This is a genomic window from Arcticibacter tournemirensis (genome assembly GCF_006716645.1).
Taxonomy (GTDB): domain Bacteria; phylum Bacteroidota; class Bacteroidia; order Sphingobacteriales; family Sphingobacteriaceae; genus Arcticibacter; species Arcticibacter tournemirensis.
In genome coordinates, this window is record NZ_VFPL01000001.1 from 2,752,401 (window position 1) to 2,771,339 (window position 18,939).

Genomic DNA, 18,939 nt, shown 5'->3' on the forward strand with positions numbered 1-18,939 from the left:
ATTCTTTTTTGATGAAAGCTCCTCAGATGAATTCCTTAAAATATTTATTGTCACTGTTTGTACTTACGTTTTTCATACACCTTTCGGCTTTTTCACAGCGGGATACAATCAGCATCAATACCATCGTCCAGAAAGTACAGAAGCTAACCGATGAACATCCCTTCGAAAAGGTCTATCTTCACTTCGATAAACCTTACTATGCGGTGGGAGATACCATCTGGTATAAAGCGTATTTAACAAGTCATCTTCATGCGCCCTCACCGTTGAGTAAAGTGGTGTATGTAGATGTTATAAACAGCCGCGACTCGCTGATGGAAACCCTCAAACTTCCTGTTTCAAACGGCGTGGCGGCAGGCAGCCTTACGCTTTCTCCCATGTCGTATAAGCAGGGGAATTATCATTTCAGGGCCTATACACGCTGGATGCTCAACTTTGGGGATGCCTATTTCTTTAATAAAACCATCAGTATCGGTAATACTTTAAATAAAGATCTGATCACCCATATCACGGTGAAGGGAGAAGTTGCAAACAAAGTCCCTAAAGTGAACGCCCGCGTGCTTTTTAAGGATGAGAATGGAAAACCCTATGCCGGGAAGAAAGTGACCTGGCGGATCGTATCAAAGTTTGAAACCGTCAATAAAGGCAGGGGCGTTACCGACCAGAACGGCTATCTGGCTTTAAACAGCGATCTGAAGGACCAGGAGAATGCCGGAGAGCTCGAGACTGCAATCTCAGTATCCGACGATAAAACCATCACCAGCACATTCCCCCTGCGGTCGGCCTTCCACAATGCCGATGTTCAGTTTTTCCCTGAGGGCGGCAGACTTATATCGGGCGTATCGTCGGTTGTCGCTTTTAAAGCGATTAAAACCGACGGGCTTGGTGTGGAGGTGAAGGGCACGGTAACAGATGGTGCGGGCGCTACGGTCTGTTCTTTTAACTCCCAGCATTTGGGAATGGGCATGTTCACCTTTACGCCCGAAAGCGACAAAACATATAAGGCGAACGTAACGTTTGCCGACGGGTCGACTGCCAGCTACGACCTGCCAAAACCCCGTACCTCGGGTATAGGCCTGGCCGTTAACAATATGTCTCCCGAAAATATCATTATCCGTATTTCAGCTACTCCGGCGTATCTGGAAAGGCATATGGATGAAACCTTCTATATTGTGGCGAGGAGCGCGGGAGTTACCTGTTATGCTGCCCAGGCGAAACTAAACAACCAGGCTTTTTCTGCCTCGGTACCGAAAGATAAATTTCCTTCGGGCATCGTCCAGATCACTTTGTTCACTTCCACCGGTTCGCCCGTGAGCGAGCGTATTGCTTTTATCACGCACTCCAAGGCTCCTTCGGTCAGCCTGACCAGCGATAAGCCTGCCTATACCACACGGCAGAGGGTGAAGCTCAACATCGCAGCCCAGTATCCCGATAAGCCAGTTGAAGGTTCTTACTCCATAGCGGTGATTGACGAAAGTAAGGTGCCTTTTAATGAAGATTCGGAAACTACTATTTTAAGCAGCCTGCTTCTTAGTTCTGATTTACAGGGATATATAGAGAAGCCTAATTACTACTTTAATGCTATCACAGATAAGAAAATAGCCGACCTTGACCTGCTGATGCTTACACAGGGATACCGAGCTTTTTCATACAGGGATATTTTAGACGATAAGTTCCCTGCGGTGAAATATTTTCCGGAGCAGGGGATCCAGATATCCGGAACCTTGCGGATGCGTTCAGGCATGCCTGTAAATAGGGGTACGGTTCAGTTTATCATTCCAGAAAAGAGCTTCTCTGTAAGTACACAAACGGATGCCGAAGGAAAGTTCAGCTTTAATAACCTGGTTTTTCCCGACTCGGTGAAAGCAATTGTGAGCGCCCGCAGCAACGCAAATTCAAGGAACATGATGATCATGCTGGACGGCGAAATACTGCCTGGCGCAACCTCGAATATAAATGCTCCCGACGAGATCGTGAATATTGACAGTACACTTAATCCTTATCTTGTAAATAGTAAGAAGCTTTACAGAACGGCTATTGTGCTGAGTGAGGTTGTTATTAAAGCGAAGTCCACGCCTAAGCCGAGCCATGCTGATTATCCCGCCCTGAGCGGTTTAAGTATGATGCCGGATCATCTTATTCCGGGCGACCGCTTCAAGGGCTGTCCGATGTTGCTCGATTGCTTAAAAGGAGGTACCATGGGAATGACCTTTTCGGAGGAGAACTTTTATATAAGCAGAGATTATAATTCTGGCAGCAGGGTTCCGGTTCAGGTTTTCCTTAATGGCATGCCGGTGGATGCAATCAACCTAAGTTCTGTAAATTCGGCCGAAGTAGAATCGGTGGAGATCTTCCTCCGGGATGACCTTGGCACTGTGAACCGCTTGTACAACACGAACGGCGTTTTAGTAGTAAACACCAAGAAGGCTCCCAAAGGCACTCCTATAAAATTATCAGAGTTGCAGGAGATGCTTCCTCAGAGCAATCTGGTAAACTTCAATCCAATGGGGTATCAGAAAGCACGGCAGTTCTACTCGCCCAAATACGCAGTGGCCAAAAGCGGCGTTGTTACAAATGACCTTCGCAGCACCATATACTGGAATCCGTTTGTAAATACTGATGCAACAGGAAAAGCTTCGGTTGAGTACTACAATGCCGACGGTAAAGGCCCGTACAAGGCCGTTATTGAGGGGATAGACAAGGATGGCAATCTGTTCAGGAACGTGTATCGTTATACAGTTAAATAACATTAAACATTAAAAAATAGGTTGCAGGCTTAGATGTATATTGTTACTTTGCGCCAAAAGTACAGAGATTAGTGATGAAACATCTTTTTTATGCCGCGCTTTTACTTCTTTTACCTTATGGTCTCGTAGCCGAAAATGCCGAGCCAGGTACGTTTACTGTAGTGATAGATGCGGGACACGGAGGTAAAGACAGCGGCACCAGGAGCACAACGTCTTTAGAGAAAAATATCGCCTTGAAAATTGCCCTTAAACTGAGGGATGCCCTAAAGGCAAAAGGTATCAGGGTTGTTTTAACCAGGAGCACAGACGTTTTTGTTCCACTATACGAACGCATTGAAAAAGCAAACGATGTAAAGGCCAGTCTTTTTATTTCCCTGCATTGCAACTCACTCCCCTATAATAAGAAAAACCGTTCGTCTATCCGGGGTGTCGAAACCTATGTTTCGGGTTTCGGTCGTCTCGACGAACAGGATATCGCTATCCGTGAAAACGCATCCATCCTGCTTGAAAAGGACTACAAGAAGAATTACAACGGATACGACCCTAAGGATCCCGAAACGATCATTCTTCTGTCGTTAATGAAAAATGCGTACCGCACAAAAAGTATTCAGCTTGCCACTTTGATCCAGAAAGAATACCGTAAGGCGGGAAGGATAGACAGGGGAGTACACGAGAAGAGCCTTGCGGTACTCGCCAGGGCTTCGATGCCCGCAGTGCTTACGGAAATCGGCTATCTGAGCAGTCCTGCGGAAGAAAGGTATATGAATTCAGAGGCGGGCCAGGAAGAGATTTCAAACGGCATCCTAAATGCAATCCTGGCGTTTAGATAGCATTCTATTTCGTAATCTCTTCTTTAATGTCACTGATAACCAGCTTAAGCGCTGCAGACGACAAGCTTATTTCTTTAAACGACAAATAAAGCGCTATCATCAGCAGTACCATGCTTACCCAGAATGTGTACCATGCCATTTGGTCGAGTTCGCTAAACATGAGGAAAATGCTCGCGATGCATAAAAAGAAGCTGCCGGTGCCGAAAGCCTGCATCCTGCGGATAAGATACACCCTTCGTCTGAGGTTTATGATCTGCTCGGCAAGGTGAGGTACGTTTTGACTGGCGCTTTGCTTTTTCAGGTTTCTGATAAGCCGCGCCAGGTGGACAAACTTTTCGGTATAAGCCAGCAGGATGAGCGAAATAGCAGGGAACAAAATGATCGGTGTACTGATCGCGAAATTCATCATCTACTTCTCCTTTTTGTTTTCCAGGATTGACTCTTCGAGATCGCTCAGTTCTATTTCGAGCGCTTCAACAGAGATCTGCGTTTCTCTGAAAGAAATAAGCAGGGAGATCATAAGCAGCATCAGACTTAAACCAAAGGCATACTCGGCTATACGCTGCTGGTTGTTATACAACAACCACATCGAAAGAACACAAATCAGGAAGCCCATAATGCCGCATGCCTGCATATTCCTTACCTGGAGGATCCTTTTTCTGATGTTGCTGATCTGTCCTAAAAGGTTGGGATTCTGGTTCTCGGAGTATTGATTCTTTAAGTTCCGGATTAAGCTGGCCAGAGCCAGGAAGCGGTTGGTGTAAGCCAGGAGTAACAGTGAAATCGCCGGAAATAATAAGGCCGGCGTAGTAAGGGTTAATTCCATCGTGATGGTATTATTAAAGTACAATTATACTCATTTAAGCAAGTAATGACAGAATCTTTTTTCCCCTGCTTTGAATGGCGGCTCCGCCGGTTTTCATAAGGAATTCTATCTCCGCTTTCAATTCGCCGGCAATCCAGTCGTCCTTTTCTTTCAGCAGATATAAAATGCTCATGCAGTTAGCCTTTACAGCCACCGGAGTTTGCTCCATTGCGAGCCACTCGAATGTCGGCTCAATAATCTTCTCATAATCAAAGTCAGGAGCAATCTTGTTTCTTTCGAGCAGGCTGAACAGGATCTTGGTGTAGTGCCTCTGACTGCTGAAGTTTTTCTGGAGGGGGTACTTGTTAAGAAAGTCGGTCAGCAGCGGATCGAAGCGTTCAGGAAAGCGCTCCTGCACGTTCTCCAAAACCCACGCAGCCCTGAAGGCGATAGCTGTTTCGTGATGAAATGTAAGATCAAGAAGGTCTGTAAGCGAATAACCCTTGAGTTCAGAAAGATCAGATATTTTAACAGCCTTGGTTTTAATAAGCGTTTGCTGTAAAGCTTTTAGAAGATCGTCTTTTGTCATGATAAAAACATCCTAAAAATAAATCTTTTTTGCGAACTGGTATATGAAATTGATAATCCCTACCTTTGCACCTCATTTTCAAAGGCATGATTACAGTATCCAATCTATCTTTACGTTACGGCAAACGCACACTGTTTGAAGACGTTAATCTTAAATTTACTCATGGCAACTGCTATGGGATTATAGGAGCAAACGGCGCAGGCAAGTCAACCTTTATGAAAATCCTGTCGGGTGAAGTCGATCCCACGGGTGGTTCGGTAAGCTTTACGCCGGGAGAAAGAATGGCGGTACTTACGCAGAACCACTATGCCTTCGACGAATTTCCGGTGATAGAAACCGTGCTGATAGGGCATAAAGAGCTTTATAGCATAATGAAAGAGAAAGACGCCCTTTATGCGAAGGAAGACTTTACAGATAAGGACGGCGAGAGGGCAGGAGAGCTTGAAAATATCTTTGCAGAAATGGACGGATGGAATGCAGAGAATAATGCAGCCACCTTATTGAGTAACCTTGGAATAAAGGAAGAAAGTCATTACAAGCTGCTGAAAGAGCTGGATGGTAATCAAAAAGTACGCGTTCTTTTGGCCCAGGCCCTGTTTGGCAATCCCGACATCCTGCTGCTTGATGAGCCAACCAACGACCTCGACATTGAAACAATCGCCTGGCTCGAAGATTTTCTTGCCGGCTATGAGAATATTGTGCTGGTAGTATCACACGACCGTCACTTCCTCGATACGGTTTGTACGCATATAGTAGATATAGATTTCGGAAAGATGTCCATCTTCACCGGAAACTACTCCTTCTGGTACGAGTCGAGCCAGCTTGCCCTGCGTCAGCGTTCAGACCAGAATAAGAAGCTGGAAGATAAGGTAAAGGAACTCCAGGAATTTATCCGTCGTTTCAGTGCGAATGCTTCGAAATCCAAGCAGGCAACCAGCCGAAAGAAAGCTCTTGAAAAGATCAACCTCGACGAGATTCAGCCTTCCAACAGGAAATACCCTGCGATTATGTTTAATAACCAGGGCAGGGAAGCCGGTGATCAGATCCTTCAGATTGAAAAACTCAGAAAGGTTTCCGGAGGCGAAGTGCTGTTCTCTGATGTAAACTTCATGGTTAACAAAGGCGATAAGATAGCCCTGCTTTCGCAGAACAGCCTTGCAATATCGGCATTTTACGATGTTCTTACCGGAAGGGATGCCGATTATACCGGTAGCTTCAAATGGGGCATCACCATTAATGCGGCCGACATTCCAAACGATAACTCATCGTATTTCGAGGGAAAAGACCTGAACCTGATCGACTGGTTGAGAGAATATTCTGAAGGGGATAAAGACGAACAGTTTATCCGCAGTTTTCTCGGCAGAATGCTCTTCTCAGGCGAAGAAGTACTCAAGAAGTGTTCCGTACTCTCCGGAGGTGAGAAGATGCGCTGTATGTTCTCTAAAATGATGCTGCAGCAGGCAAACGTGCTGCTGTTCGACGAGCCGACCAACCACCTCGACCTCGAATCCATCACCGCACTGAACAACGGGATGAATGATTTTAAAGGAACAATACTTTTTACATCGCGTGACCACGAACTTACCAACACTGTTGCCAACCGTATTATTGAGTTGACGCCAGGCGGAATTATCGATAAACTAATGACTTACGATGAATATATCACCAGTGAAGCCATTAAACAACAGCGTGAAGAATTATATTCTTTGGCATAAATGAAGAATAAATGATTTTGGGGTTGTGAAAAAAGAAAGAAATTCTTTTCTTTGCACCACCAAAACGACTCCGTAGCTCAGTTGGTAGAGCAACAGACTCTTAATCTGTGGGTCCTGAGTTCGAGCCTCAGCGGGGTCACAAAATAGCCTTCTTCGGAAGGCTATTTTCATTTAAACCCTTCAAAATAGCCAAATTTTCAAGTTTTTCAATACAGGTAAGTACAGGAAAATACAACCCATTCGGTTTCCTATTCGGTTTCCTACTGGTTTTGCCGAAATTAGGAAACCGATCTTTAGCAATTTTTAGTAATTACTTTTGGATAGTGCTAAGAACTCATGGTTAAATATTTAATTATCAACAACATGAGACTTAATGAAAATTTGTCTGTACTTTTTTGGCTGTACAAGTCAAAAGGGTCAAAAAATGGCTTGGTTCCACTGTATGTTAGGATCACTGTAGGTGGCCTGAGATTCGGTTTTTCAACCGGTAAAAAAATTAACCCCGTTTATTGGGATGAAGAGCACGGTATTCCCAAAAAAGAATGTCCGGATTACAAGGTCATTTCCACCTATCTTAAGAGAACCGAGATCGAAATAGAAAGACAGTATAATATACTGACTTCAGTTCAAGACGTGGTTACAGTAGAAATGCTTAAGGACGCCCTGTTTCCTAAACCAACTGAAGAAAAGGGGCTAACTGCTGCAATAAAAATCTTTATCGGCGACTTCGAAGAACTTGTCAATGCAGGAAAGAAATCGCCCGGGACACTGAGGCGTTACCGACGCACGGAGCGGAATGTGGCCGCCTTTCTCAGAAGCAAGTATAAGCAGAAAGACGTAAACCTTGAGAAGGTGGATTTTTATTTTGCAGAGCAGTTCTACCGGTTCCTGCTCACCAGATCAATGAATGATAATACTGCGAAGCAACATGTGAAAACCATCAAGCAGGTAGTGAAAAAGGCGGTTAATCTTGGATGGTCTCCTTCTTCAAGGTTAGCTGAGTATAAATGCGCATACAAACATCCGCAAAGAGAGTTTCTGAGTATGGAGGAAATCTATGCGCTTTACAATAAACGTATAGCTGTTGAACGCTTATCTGAAGTGCGTGACGTTTTTATATTTTGCTGTTTTACCGGATATGCCTATGAAACGGTCTACAAGCTTCAAAAAGCTAATCTATTTAAAGGCGTTGATGGGAAACTGTGGATCCGTAAAAACAGGGCAAAAACAGGTACAGAAGAGACCGTCCCTCTGCTTCCTGTTCCGTTGGCGATTATAGAGAAGTATAAGGACCATCCTTATTGTGTGGTAAATGATCGGTTATTACCTGTTAACAGCAATCAGCGATTTAATGCCTATCTAAAAGAAATTGCAGAGATCTGCGGCATTAACAAGAGATTGACAACTCATATGGCCCGCCATACCTTTGCCACTACTGTAACCCTGGAACAGGACGTTCCCATTGAAACAGTGAGTAATATGCTAGGGCATAAGGATATTCGGACTACTCAGATCTATGCGAAAATTACCAAGCGTAAAGTGAGTAATAATATGAAGGAGCTTCAAGAAAAGCTCTTTCTTAAGAACGGCAGTTTGAAAGATCAGAATTTCTAGATACGGGGACAACCAAACTACATTGTGCAACCGCTGATTGCGCAATGTAGTTACTGAATGCGACTTGTTCCAATACTAAATATTTGGCCATCTTTTGACAAGGTGTCGAATCGATCATCAAACCCTTTCCATCTTTGAGTAAAATCACGGCCATGGAAAAGCATCAGTATTTAAGGAAACCAGATAATTGCACAGGTCCGGCTGAATGGGACAGGCTTCTAACGGTTAGAGACCTAATTGAGTTTAGGGAGCAATTACTTATGGACATTCAGCAGGCGCTAAACGGTAGGGGAGTTAGTCCTGAAAAGCAGTGGCTTAAAGCTAAAGAAATAAGAGAAATGCTGAGGCTTTCAGCGGGGAAGCTACACTATCTCCGGGCTAAAGGACTGATTCCGTTTAAGAAATTAGGGAATATTACCTATTACGATCGGCAAAAGATCAATGAACTGATGCAATCCGGAGACTTTCGCAATAAATTCCGATCGGTATGAAGTCAAACGTTATCCGGCACCGAATGGCAGTATATGAAAGAGTAACTTACCAAAACGGGTTTGGGAGAGAAATCCCACCAGACCTTGAATTTGTAAAGATTTATTTCGATCAGAAAGGCTGCGGACACTTGACTGAAAAGTTCTATAACGAACAAAGCAGGAGTGGGTGGAAAAATGCTAGGGGAGGGAAGGTGCGGAACTGGAAGGAGGCTGCGTCTGAATGGATTTTTTACAATAGATAAGAGTCGGGGTGTGAGGCTTGTCTGAACGTCCGTTGATACTATGAATTGCGAAATCCTTATACGGATCGATATTATCCCGCTGGAATGTGAACTTTGTTCAATTTTTAGCGTTTAAAGACTATACATTTTTAAATATAGAAATCGAAGGTGTTGACCAACTTGGGCAGCTTGGTGATCTTGAATTTGGCACTATCGGCGTCTGCGACTTCAAGGAAATCAAAACCACCTTTTTCGGATTCCTCGACAAAGGATGTCCGGAAGGATTTATAGTCTTTGGTTGACATCAGTCGCTTGGCCTTGTCGAGCAGGGCGTCGAGTGAAACCTCTTTTCCGATCAGCTCCTTGCGGACCGATCGTTTGATCACGTTGATAAAATCATCATAGTTATCCAATGGGATATCCAGTTTTCCTTTGATCAGCTTGTCGCTGATGAACAGGTTGCTCAGCAAATGGTTGACAATGGCCAACAGGATCACCAGCTGTTCTGCCTTTGGCGTCTGGATCTCATGCAATGCGCTATTGCCCAAAAACCTGATGGAATGTAGCCTGCGGGATTCAGCCTTACTCAGGTATCCATTGCTGTGCAATTGATCGATTCTTTCTGCAAGATTAGCCTGTTTGATCTTTAGGTGGTTACAGGTGGCCTCGATCACTGCCCTGAAGCCTGCTGCCGTGAGCAGCAGCGAATCTACCTTGAGCGCATTGACGGTTTCCCTATAGATGCTCTTGATATTTTCCGGTAGCTGATGGAGTCCGCTGAGCTCCTCGCCCTGCTTCAGATAGGGCGGATAGACATCGGAATCCTCATAGTATTCCATTTCACCATCTTGGCCCTCCCGCATCATGAAATTGTCCCCGTACATTTTCAGAAAGGAAATGTTCTCGCAGCCCGCACATTCGATGATACGGAACCGGTTTATCCACTGGAAATTATATTCGTCCTCGGCGCCGCTGGTCTTTTTTTCAAAGAGTACCACATGCTTCCGTTCGCCTCCACAAGCCTGGCAGAAATATTTATCGAGAGTCTGATCCATTGCGAAAATTAACCAAAATATCCGGTTTTTTTAAATCTGCAGGAAGCCATTTTTCTTTTGGGTTATCCTCGCCCCTGCAGCTCGATACCAGTGCATTCACATCGGGGAAGTGAGGGAGGTCACTGCTAAGGTCAGAGTTTACACAAGCGACCGTTTTCGGCGATATTCGCCGAAAATTATGATTTTTGTAAACAATATAGTTTGTGTATATTTGACTTATCGGCGAATTTCGCCGATAAGTTCAATTTTAGTAAACATGAGCACATATTCGCAAAGAAGAAAGCAGATAACAAAGTTGGTCCCAGAAGGATCATTAGTTACGAGGTCTTGGCTACAAGCTCATGAGTTCACGAATCACGCTATAGATAATCTATTGAAGAGCCAGCAATTAGAGACCGTGAAGAACGGGGTGTATAAACGTGCGGGATCGAAAATAGAATGGGGAGATGTTGTTTATTTTCTACAAAGACAATTATCCACAGACCTAACTATAGGCGGCATATCAGCATTAGAACTTCAAAAACTTGCCCATTATCTTCCCATATCAGAACAGCGTTTGGTTCACTTATACGGAAGGGACAATCTTCCAGTGTGGGTAAATGGTTTGGAAACTGGAGCTAGGTTCCAGAAACATAGCTCCAGAGATTTGTTCGGTAATAGTATTGAGGACGAAAAGGTATCACAACTGGTTGAGTTTACCAAGGTTCTGAATTGGAAAAACACGAACGAGGGTTTACGTATTGCCACTCCCGAAATAGCCATTTTAGAAGTAATGAACCAAGTTCCGGGAAACATATCATTTGAACACGCCGATGAACTTATGCAGGGATTGAATACACTTTCTCCACGAACGCTCCAAAAGCTATTGGAACTATGTACTAGTGTCAAGGTACGCAGGATGTTTTTTTATCTGGCCGAACGCCAGAATCATAATTGGTTTACAAAGCTTCAAACGGAAAATATCGACTTCGGATCTGGCAACCGCGTTATTGTAAAGGGCGGAAAATTAAATAAAAAATATAAAATAACTGTTCCCGATTTTTATGAGTAAGAATGAAGAATATGCAGATCAGGTACGGTTGCTTATCCGATTGCTGCCTATCATAGATAAAGAGGATTGTTTTGCGCTTAAAGGAGGGACAGCCATCAATCTATTTTACCGCAATATGCCTAGGCTTTCTGTTGACATTGATTTACTTACCTGCCAATGGAAGACCGGGAAACCTCGCTTGAAAATATCAGGGCTGCATTAGCGAGGATAACTGATTCCGTAAAGACAACGATCATCGGTGCACAGGTACAAAATACTACACTTCAGCAGGACAATTCTTTACGGCTCATTGTTTCACTGAATGATGTTCGGGTTAAAATAGAACTATCACCGGTAATTAGGGGGAGTCTTTTCCCTGCCGTAAGGATGGAAGTAAAGCCGGAAGTAGAAAAAGAATTCGGATATGCCGAAATGCTGGTCGCATCACATCCCGACCTATACGCCGGAAAACTTTGTGCTGCACTGGACCGCCAACATCCACGCGACCTTTTCGATGTTAAACAATTATACGAAAATGAAGGATTGACAGAAGAACTGCGGAAGACGTTTTTGGTCTTCCTGATAAGCCACTTCCGGCCAATGGCGGAATTGCTTAACCCCAACCGAAAGGATATTTCGGGAATCTACGAAACAGAGTTCCTACAGATGGCAGAAATCGACGTGACTTTGGAAGAGTTGCTTTCTGTTCGGGAAAGGCTGATTAGCGATATTAACAAGGACATGACGGATAGTGAGCGTAAATTCTTGCTTTCTATAAAAAACAAAACACCTGATTGGACACTTTCCGGCTTGGATGCGAATTTAGTATCAGAACTTCCGTCGGTCAAATGGCGTCTTTTAAATTTGGAGAAAATGACTAAGGATAAGCATTTGGCAGCATATAAAATCCTTGAAGCAGTGCTTTATCCCATTGACGGTGCAGAAAAAGTAGATTATAATTAATAAAGAAAAAAATGGATAAGCTTGAAGCCATAGCGCGTGAACTGAAAGAACGAGTGGCTCAATTTGACCCGGATATTTTTGCAAGGCAAATGACTTCATACATAAACGGGATAACATTACCTTGGAATATATCTATTATGAAAGGGCTTGTTTCACCATTCCGGCAATTGTTTTATCTGTTAAACCTGAATATCACTTCGCCTACCCGATCTTATAAAAAATATTTCGATCAGAACCAGGATTGGCCAGCCCTGAAAAAAAAGTTGGATGAAATGGAAACCATCCATAAATACGAATATGGTGAACTTAAGCCGTTTGCTGAACATTTGTTAGAGGAAATGGGTGCCGAAGAGGTGGTCAGACGGCGACAGATCGGGTCGTCAACTTATACAGCTTTTTTTCATGTAGGCCCGCTGCATTATGAAGAACAGGCTATAGAAAAGATAACAGAGCTTTATAAGAATTTTGATGCAGAATTGACTGACAAATTTGGATGGAATTCATCCGATATACTAGCGATATATGATAAGCTAGATGCACTGCTTCAGGAAAGGCAGGACAAAGCATTTTTAAAACAGCCTAAAAAACAACTTAGCCAGGACGAATTCAAGGCTGAAATCCTAACTGCAATGGCGAATGGGAGCACTTTTCAGGATGCAATGTTGGCAACTTCCGATGCACCAACAGGAATGTTCGAGTACGTTACAGATCCCTCCAGCACCAACATGTTTACTTTGGATGATCTAGATGGAATTCCAAAGCCGTTGGTCGATCTGGTATTACAAGAATTGACGGTTTCAAGATATACTGATGATACTTATCTATATTTCAGCCAGCCCAATCAATTGTATAAGAAGCCGATCTATTGTTTTGCGAACGGTAGTTATCTTTTACTAGATCACCGGGTATTATTAAGTGCCATGTCTGGACTGCTCCAGCAAAAATGCGCTGAAATCATTAAAAATCAGAACCGTATCACGGTCGCAAGGGATAAATATCTGGAACGAAAGCTGGAGAGCATATTTGAAGTTTTTTATCAGTCGAACCCCAATGTCAAAATTATTCCATCCTATTACCTTGAACAAGGCGGAAATGAACGTGACCTATTGGTTCTGGACGGAAAAACAGCTTTGATTATAGAGGCCAAAGCAGGAAAAATACGCGAACCAATCTATGATCCGGATAAGGCCTACAATCGAATCTGGCAGGATTTTAAAGACACCATCGACTATGGATATGAGCAGGCCTTCAGTGTCAAAGAGAAATTTCTGGCAAAATTGCCGTTTGATATTTACGATAAGAAGAAGAATGTGCTTATGACAATAGATCCAAGTATTTTAGGCACATATATACGATAATAGTTACCTATAATAAATTTGGCCATGTGCAATGCGATCTCCAAATGATGCTGGCCTTGTTTGATGAGGATGACCAATTTCCATGGGCAACTTGCATCGACGACTTGGAGATATTCCTACTAGGACTACGTAAACAAAAACTTACGGAGAAAGACTTTTACCGCTTCCTACATCAACGGGCCGACCTACATGGTCGTTTGATAGTAAATGATGAAGGCCAGGTCACCGGTCAGTTTCTAAAGCATAAACGAATTCTTCATCAAAAAGACATCTATCGCTTTTCGCCAGAAGATGACTATATCTATGATAAGTTATATAGTACCGGGCTGGGTTTCGCAAACGAAAGACGCATGGAAAGAAAAACGAACCCACGGTTTTTGAAAGTCGTTTGACATGATTTTCTAAAAAAATAACTCTACGCAATTAGGGTGCGCAGATGGGCAATTAATTTGTCAAAAGTTTATCAATGGAATGGTATAACATAGAAGACGGAAAGCTGCCTGAAATGGAGGAGCCGGTACTGTTGGCTAAACAGCCAACCGATGATCTGTTAAGTAAGTGCCGCCTGGGCAGGATGGTCATTGAGGATAATACGCACGAAAAAGGATGGTTTGTTGGGAACGACACTGAGGTTATCAATTTGGCATCCAGACCCTACTGGATAAAACTCATTGATGTGCCAATCGGTATACCTGAAAATGAAAATGAGGCAATCCTTAAGGGGTTTCTGGAAAACTATATGCAGTCACTCCGACTGTTCGAGAAGAAATTTCAGGTCCTTGCCGTGGGTATGATTAGTAGTGGAAAGGGACTCTACCCGCTGGATTATTTCATTTCGGGCATACTCAACAGGGGCTTATCACTTATTTACGGGTTTGAAACCTTAATTGGCACTGCGAACTTTTTGTCAGCGGCTCATTTGGTACGTCCACATTTAGATAATTACCTCCGACTATCAGCGGCGTGGCTGGTTACGGAGCCTCATACATTTGCAAATAATGTCTGGAAAGGGGAAATAATCAGAAAAATGAAAGACCGAAACGGTAAGCTGATGACTGACAGGTATCTTAAAGATCAGGCGGCTATCGATTATCCTTGGATAACCAGTGTGTATGAAGCCACTTCAGGATTTATCCACTTCTCTGATAAACATATTGCTAATGCCATAAAATTGACAAAAGATAAAGAGCAAAGCCTTACCACATTCATCGGTAAAGTCGATAATGAAGTATCAATGGAAGCGAAGATAGAGGCAACAATAGGTATGATAGAGATTTCAAATTGTATAGCTAAACAGGTTTATGGCTGGATTGAAACTAAACGCATCAAAGGATAAGAGCATCGCTTCACCAATTATTGATCAGTTTAGTTCCAAAGGTTCTCCCTTTAATAGAACCTGCAATTAAAGACGCATTTCTACCAAGATCTATTGCCAATTATCCGGTTTTATCATACAAGGAGAATGGGTTTCCTTCGATTTCATATTATCCTTCACGGATAGAAGTATCACAATTTTTTAAGAGGGCGTATGCTGGCGCTAAACCCAAAATCGATCTGAACGAATTTCAAGAAATGGATAGTATCCTTAAAAATATCAAAGAGATGCCCGAAGTTCAGAGTTATTACATACATCCAAACAAATCTATTGAATCAGACCGCTTATTTGAAGTATCCTGTTTACCGCTGGCAGAGTCTTTTATTGAGCGTTATTACTATCTACATGGGTGTATTTTGATATAGGTAAGTTTGATGAGATCTATCAACCGATTGAGAACTATCTCTATTCTGAAATGATATATTTCGATATTACAGTCCCGATCTGTTTGTGAAATTTGATCTGGATTATCTCGAAATTTATCCCGGAATAGCGATTAAAAGAATTACTGATGGATATCAGAGAGCCAGGGCACGAATTAAGTCTTACTCACCTGCAATTATGAAAATATTATTATGTCAGCAACGCATGAGTTGGTTCTAGATGATTTTCACTACAAAAAGCCTACTCATTTTTATTATGAGCCATTTTCCAATGCAAATATATATCCTCGAGATTTGATTGAACGGTTTTTTACGTCTCTTAAGATTGCTACCGACTTTACCTCTGGATATGCCCAGCTATTGATGGTACCTAAAGACCGGTCAATTAATGTATCCGGCGATCTACCATTAATGATGGGCATATCGACAAGAAGTTACCCAAGTTATTTCGATGATTTTTATTGGAATTTAGAAGACTATCCTAAAATTACAAAACTACAGCAAGATGAACTGAAAAAGGTGTTTACAGCAGTGCGGGATTCAAGTAATAACCAGATCATCTTTGCTTTGAGGAGGTTCTATAAATCGAATCTTCGTTCGGAGGAGGAAGATATTATTAACGATTTAATTATTGCGTTAGAGATGCTTTTAAGTGATAGTGAAAAAGGTGAAATAACTCATAAGCTTGCGCTTAGGCTGGTTGCATTGCTTTCTAAATCAAAGCCAGATAGATACGAGCCTCTTACCGTATTCGCCAATGTAAAGAAAATTTATGCTTATCGATCTCATATAGTTCATGGAGCGTACAAGAAAAAAATCAATAAAGAAATTCAGTTAACCGACAATAATACAATACCTATTGTTACTCTAACTAACGAATATCTTCGTCAGTTATTAATTATATTGCTCCATGAGCACGCGTACTTGAAGCCCTCCGCCATTGACAATTTATTACTCACTGGCGTACCTAACCATTTCTAATTAGATGTGGTTGGCATGATATGTATTGAACTCCATTCTTTCGCAGAAAACGAATTATCTAGCAAAGAAAGACAGTCGTTTTATAGGTGTGCTGACGGTAGATGATGATTTCTATTTTCGTATATTGTGTCAAATATGATTTCTCTAATTTGCGAATATAAAAAACATGGAGTTTAAGATCAATATCGATGAAGTGGAGCTGGAGATCATATCCAAACGATTGAAAAATCTAGTTTCTCCGGTTACTATTTTGAAGTGGTTATCAAATTTTGAGGAAGATGAAGTCTATTTAGCCGTTAGGTTGATCAGAAATCTCAAGATGTACACCTCCTTTGAAATCGAAGAGGCATATCATGCGGGATTGACAGCAGTGCTGAAAAAATTGATGGAGGGGTCCAAACTTGCGGTTCATCCTATTGGCAAATTTGGCAAGAGTGGAAGCATGATGGCCTACCTATTACGAAAAACCCAAGCCTATACCGTTAACCAAGCTAATATTCAATTGGCATCGTCTGTTGAATCCTTGAAAAGTTTGCCTCAGGAATTTGATACTTTACTGCTTCTAGATGATTTTTTGGGGACGGGCAAATCAGTGGAAACGTATTATAATTCTGAGATTCTTCCGATAAAACAGCAGTTCAAGCAAATATTTTTCCTGGGTGTGGCCGCGATGGAAGATGCGGTACGAACCGTCGGCCCGCTCTTTGACTATATCTTCATTGAGAAGAGCCAGATTTATCGAAAAGCATTTTCCTCTTTTTCGAGCTATTTTGGATACCGAAAGCATGGACCTTATAAAAAGTTGTCATATAGATATGGGATGAAATTGACCCGTCCAGAGATTTTGCAAGGTGGCGGCCTTAAATATCATCATGCCCTGGGCTTTGAGAACTCGCAGTCGTTGGTCACTTTTTTTTATGGGTCACCAAATAACACTCTGCCCATATTTTGGCAACAAGATAAAAAACTTCCATTCCACCCGCTGGTGCCTAGACTCTCGCCCCATAAAATATCACAGGCCAGGGAATTTAGGAAACAGTTGTCCTATGAGCTCAGCCTGCTCCAGGAATTTGGAACAGATATGCTGAAAACAACGTTTGCAACCGCCAGAGTGATTAAAGGTAAAAAGATCTTCAGTTCAGTAAGCCATATCGATTTCTCTATATACGCAATCTTAAAATTGAAAAGAGATGGGTTCAATGAATTTTCGATTTGTCAGCGTTTGGGAATTACCGGAGATGATTATCTGGCCTATATGAACAAGGGCAAATCCCAAGGCATTTTTGATCGCCACCATGATCTTACTTTGAGAGGTTTGAGTCTATTCCAGCAGGCTAAGAAATGCATATCCCAATTGAAAAAAATCGCGTTAGATAAAAAAACTGATTTTGAAATAAAAAAAAATGCCTATTTTCCCAAGTCGTTCAATGGTAGGAGATAATCTGCAAGCAACATCCGGCCTAACTTGGCACTTACTGCCTTTGTTTTCTGAAAGGAAAATGCAAAGGTCGGATATCCCATCAGTAGATGGGGAAATGGTTGAAGATACTTTTCAACCCTTGATACACAACATCACTGCAGGTATTCGCGAGTTGTGTACCAAAGCTTCGCTTTTCAATTTAAAATAGGGTTGCAGCGTATGGACTATCCATTGGACGATGTTTTAGAAGCTGCGCGAGATGAAGGCCATACAACACTGTTCGTCGCAGACATAGAGGCATATGTGAAGTACTTAACAGCAAGACAGCTGCCGGTAATTTATTCACTTGCACACCTGGCCATCTCGATGGGTATGAATATTGACATGATGGTCCGACTAGCAGAATCCAATCGTCGGGATTATTATAAGCGTTTCAAACTTCAAAAGCGAGCCGGGGGATTCCGTACTATTCAAAGTCCCGACAACCCCTTGCGATACATCCAGCGCTGGATCTTGGCTAATATTCTAAATAAAATTCCCTCCCATCCGGCCTGCCTTGGATTTGATCCCACTACTTCAATATTAAAAAATGCCACTGTACATGTAAATCAGAAAGCTATTCTGAAAATTGATTTGTTGCGCTTTTTTGATTCCATAAATGAGAAACGTGTTTATGGGATATTCAAAAGTATTGGATTTCATCCCAACCTTTCGGTCTCGCTAGCCAAATTGTGTACAATTGTTCACGGTAAGAATTTCTTTTCCGAGTTTAGAGAGCATGAGGTGGAGATAAGAGATAGGATAATATCCGATTCCACCGGCATATTACCCCAAGGAGGGCCGACGAGCCCGAAGTTGGCGAATTTGGTGGCCCGTCGGCTCGACAGCCGCTTGCAGGGTCTTTGTGAGAAAAACGGCTTGAAGTATAGTCGTTATGCTGATGATCTTACTCTATCTGGTGATAAAGATATCCTTGAAAGAGTGAGGAAAACAGTATATAAAATTATCAGGGACGAAGGTTTCTTTCCGAACTTATCCAAGACAAGACTTCTGCTCCGGGGTCAAAAGTTTATGGTTACTGGACTTGATATATCTAATGAAAAACCCCGTGTCAGCAGAAAAAAGAAGAAGGAAATTGAACATCATCTTTATCATTGCCAGAAAGGTGTGCAACGACACATTCAAAAGGCCAAGATAACGCAAAGAAACTACAAAGATTGGCTTTTAGGTTCAATATGCTTTGTGCATGGAATCGAGCCGAGTGTTGGAAAACTCTATTTTTCTGAATTTGCCAAAATCGAATGGCCTCTTTAACGTGCGCATCTGCTCTTTTAATATTTAATCCTTTTCAAGAAATCTCAAACG

The 18,939-nt window shown here is 42.4% G+C and carries 19 protein-coding genes and 1 tRNA gene; 16 read left to right on the forward strand and 4 right to left on the reverse strand.

Annotated elements, in window-relative coordinates; translation table 11 throughout:
• Positions 1–26: 26 nt before the first annotated feature.
• On the forward strand, positions 27–2,744 hold the full coding sequence (locus BDE36_RS11500) for a carboxypeptidase-like regulatory domain-containing protein (RefSeq protein ID WP_141814958.1): 2,718 nt from the start codon (positions 27–29) through the stop codon (positions 2,742–2,744).
• Positions 2,745–2,818: 74 nt separating this feature from the next.
• On the forward strand, positions 2,819–3,574 hold the full coding sequence (locus BDE36_RS11505) for an N-acetylmuramoyl-L-alanine amidase family protein (RefSeq protein WP_141814959.1): 756 nt from the start codon (positions 2,819–2,821) through the stop codon (positions 3,572–3,574).
• A gap of 4 nt (positions 3,575–3,578) precedes the next feature.
• Here BDE36_RS11505 and BDE36_RS11510 read toward each other — a convergent pair whose 3' ends face one another.
• From BDE36_RS11510 to BDE36_RS11520, 3 genes are read right to left on the reverse strand one after another with little or no spacing between them, the layout of a single operon-like run.
• Complete coding sequence (locus BDE36_RS11510) at positions 3,579–3,983, reverse strand: DUF2721 domain-containing protein (protein WP_128768795.1); 405 nt, start codon at positions 3,981–3,983, stop codon at positions 3,579–3,581.
• Positions 3,984–4,400 carry a DUF2721 domain-containing protein gene (locus BDE36_RS11515; protein ID WP_128768796.1) on the reverse strand — a complete coding sequence of 139 codons (417 nt, stop codon included), beginning with the start codon at positions 4,398–4,400 and terminating at the stop codon, positions 3,984–3,986.
• Between the two features lie 34 nt (positions 4,401–4,434).
• Positions 4,435–4,968, reverse strand: a complete 534-nt coding sequence (locus BDE36_RS11520) for a hypothetical protein (protein ID WP_141814960.1) — start codon at positions 4,966–4,968, stop codon at positions 4,435–4,437.
• An 86-nt stretch (positions 4,969–5,054) separates the two neighbouring features.
• On the opposite strand from BDE36_RS11520, the gene BDE36_RS11525 reads away from it, so the two are divergent.
• The 5 genes from BDE36_RS11525 to BDE36_RS11545 all read left to right on the forward strand — a co-directional run bounded on the left by BDE36_RS11525 (position 5,055) and on the right by BDE36_RS11545 (position 9,030).
• Positions 5,055–6,683: an ABC-F family ATP-binding cassette domain-containing protein gene (locus tag BDE36_RS11525; protein ID WP_141814961.1), complete on the forward strand. Its 1,629-nt coding sequence runs from the start codon at positions 5,055–5,057 to the stop codon at positions 6,681–6,683.
• Positions 6,684–6,749: 66 nt separating this feature from the next.
• A tRNA-Lys gene (locus BDE36_RS11530) sits at positions 6,750–6,822 on the forward strand.
• A gap of 224 nt (positions 6,823–7,046) precedes the next feature.
• The gene (locus BDE36_RS11535) at positions 7,047–8,297 is read left to right on the forward strand and encodes a site-specific integrase (RefSeq protein WP_161987601.1); all 1,251 of its coding nucleotides are present in this window, start codon (positions 7,047–7,049) and stop codon (positions 8,295–8,297) included.
• A 152-nt stretch (positions 8,298–8,449) separates the two neighbouring features.
• Positions 8,450–8,788, forward strand: coding sequence for a helix-turn-helix domain-containing protein (locus tag BDE36_RS11540; protein WP_141814963.1), 339 nt, complete (start codon positions 8,450–8,452; stop codon positions 8,786–8,788).
• On the forward strand, positions 8,785–9,030 hold the full coding sequence (locus BDE36_RS11545; protein WP_141814964.1) for a hypothetical protein: 246 nt from the start codon (positions 8,785–8,787) through the stop codon (positions 9,028–9,030). The genes BDE36_RS11540 and BDE36_RS11545 overlap by 4 nt, the downstream gene beginning before the upstream one ends.
• Positions 9,031–9,158: 128 nt before the next feature.
• Here the strand turns inward: BDE36_RS11545 and BDE36_RS11550 are convergent, their stop codons facing one another.
• Positions 9,159–10,064 carry a DUF4145 domain-containing protein gene (locus BDE36_RS11550; RefSeq protein WP_141814965.1) on the reverse strand — a complete coding sequence of 302 codons (906 nt, stop codon included), beginning with the start codon at positions 10,062–10,064 and terminating at the stop codon, positions 9,159–9,161.
• Positions 10,065–10,320: 256 nt separating this feature from the next.
• Here BDE36_RS11550 and BDE36_RS11555 point away from each other — a divergent pair, with 256 nt between their 5' ends.
• From BDE36_RS11555 to BDE36_RS11590, 9 genes are all read left to right on the forward strand, one after another.
• Entirely contained in the window at positions 10,321–11,115 is a 795-nt protein-coding gene (locus BDE36_RS11555) for a type IV toxin-antitoxin system AbiEi family antitoxin (RefSeq protein WP_161987602.1), read from the forward strand.
• Positions 11,108–11,317 (forward strand): nucleotidyl transferase AbiEii/AbiGii toxin family protein, encoded by a 210-nt coding sequence (locus BDE36_RS24300; RefSeq protein WP_202618188.1) that lies wholly within the window; start codon positions 11,108–11,110, stop codon positions 11,315–11,317. The genes BDE36_RS11555 and BDE36_RS24300 overlap by 8 nt, the downstream gene beginning before the upstream one ends.
• Positions 11,272–12,057 (forward strand): nucleotidyl transferase AbiEii/AbiGii toxin family protein, encoded by a 786-nt coding sequence (locus BDE36_RS11560; RefSeq protein ID WP_202618189.1) that lies wholly within the window; start codon positions 11,272–11,274, stop codon positions 12,055–12,057. The genes BDE36_RS24300 and BDE36_RS11560 overlap by 46 nt, the downstream gene beginning before the upstream one ends.
• An 11-nt stretch (positions 12,058–12,068) precedes the next feature.
• The gene (locus BDE36_RS11565; protein WP_141814967.1) at positions 12,069–13,415 is read left to right on the forward strand and encodes a hypothetical protein; all 1,347 of its coding nucleotides are present in this window, start codon (positions 12,069–12,071) and stop codon (positions 13,413–13,415) included.
• 26 nt (positions 13,416–13,441) lie between these two features.
• A complete protein-coding gene (locus BDE36_RS11570) occupies positions 13,442–13,807 on the forward strand; it encodes a hypothetical protein (protein ID WP_141814968.1) in 366 nt (121 codons plus the stop codon).
• 74 nt (positions 13,808–13,881) lie between these two features.
• The gene (locus BDE36_RS11575) at positions 13,882–14,751 is read left to right on the forward strand and encodes a hypothetical protein (protein WP_141814969.1); all 870 of its coding nucleotides are present in this window, start codon (positions 13,882–13,884) and stop codon (positions 14,749–14,751) included.
• Positions 14,752–15,365: 614 nt separating this feature from the next.
• A complete protein-coding gene (locus BDE36_RS11580) occupies positions 15,366–16,154 on the forward strand; it encodes a HEPN domain-containing protein (protein ID WP_141814970.1) in 789 nt (262 codons plus the stop codon).
• A gap of 166 nt (positions 16,155–16,320) precedes the next feature.
• Positions 16,321–17,595, forward strand: a complete 1,275-nt coding sequence (locus BDE36_RS11585; RefSeq protein ID WP_141814971.1) for a phosphoribosyltransferase-like protein — start codon at positions 16,321–16,323, stop codon at positions 17,593–17,595.
• Between the two features lie 198 nt (positions 17,596–17,793).
• A complete protein-coding gene (locus tag BDE36_RS11590; protein ID WP_141814972.1) occupies positions 17,794–18,888 on the forward strand; it encodes a reverse transcriptase family protein in 1,095 nt (364 codons plus the stop codon).
• Positions 18,889–18,939: the final 51 nt, after the last annotated feature.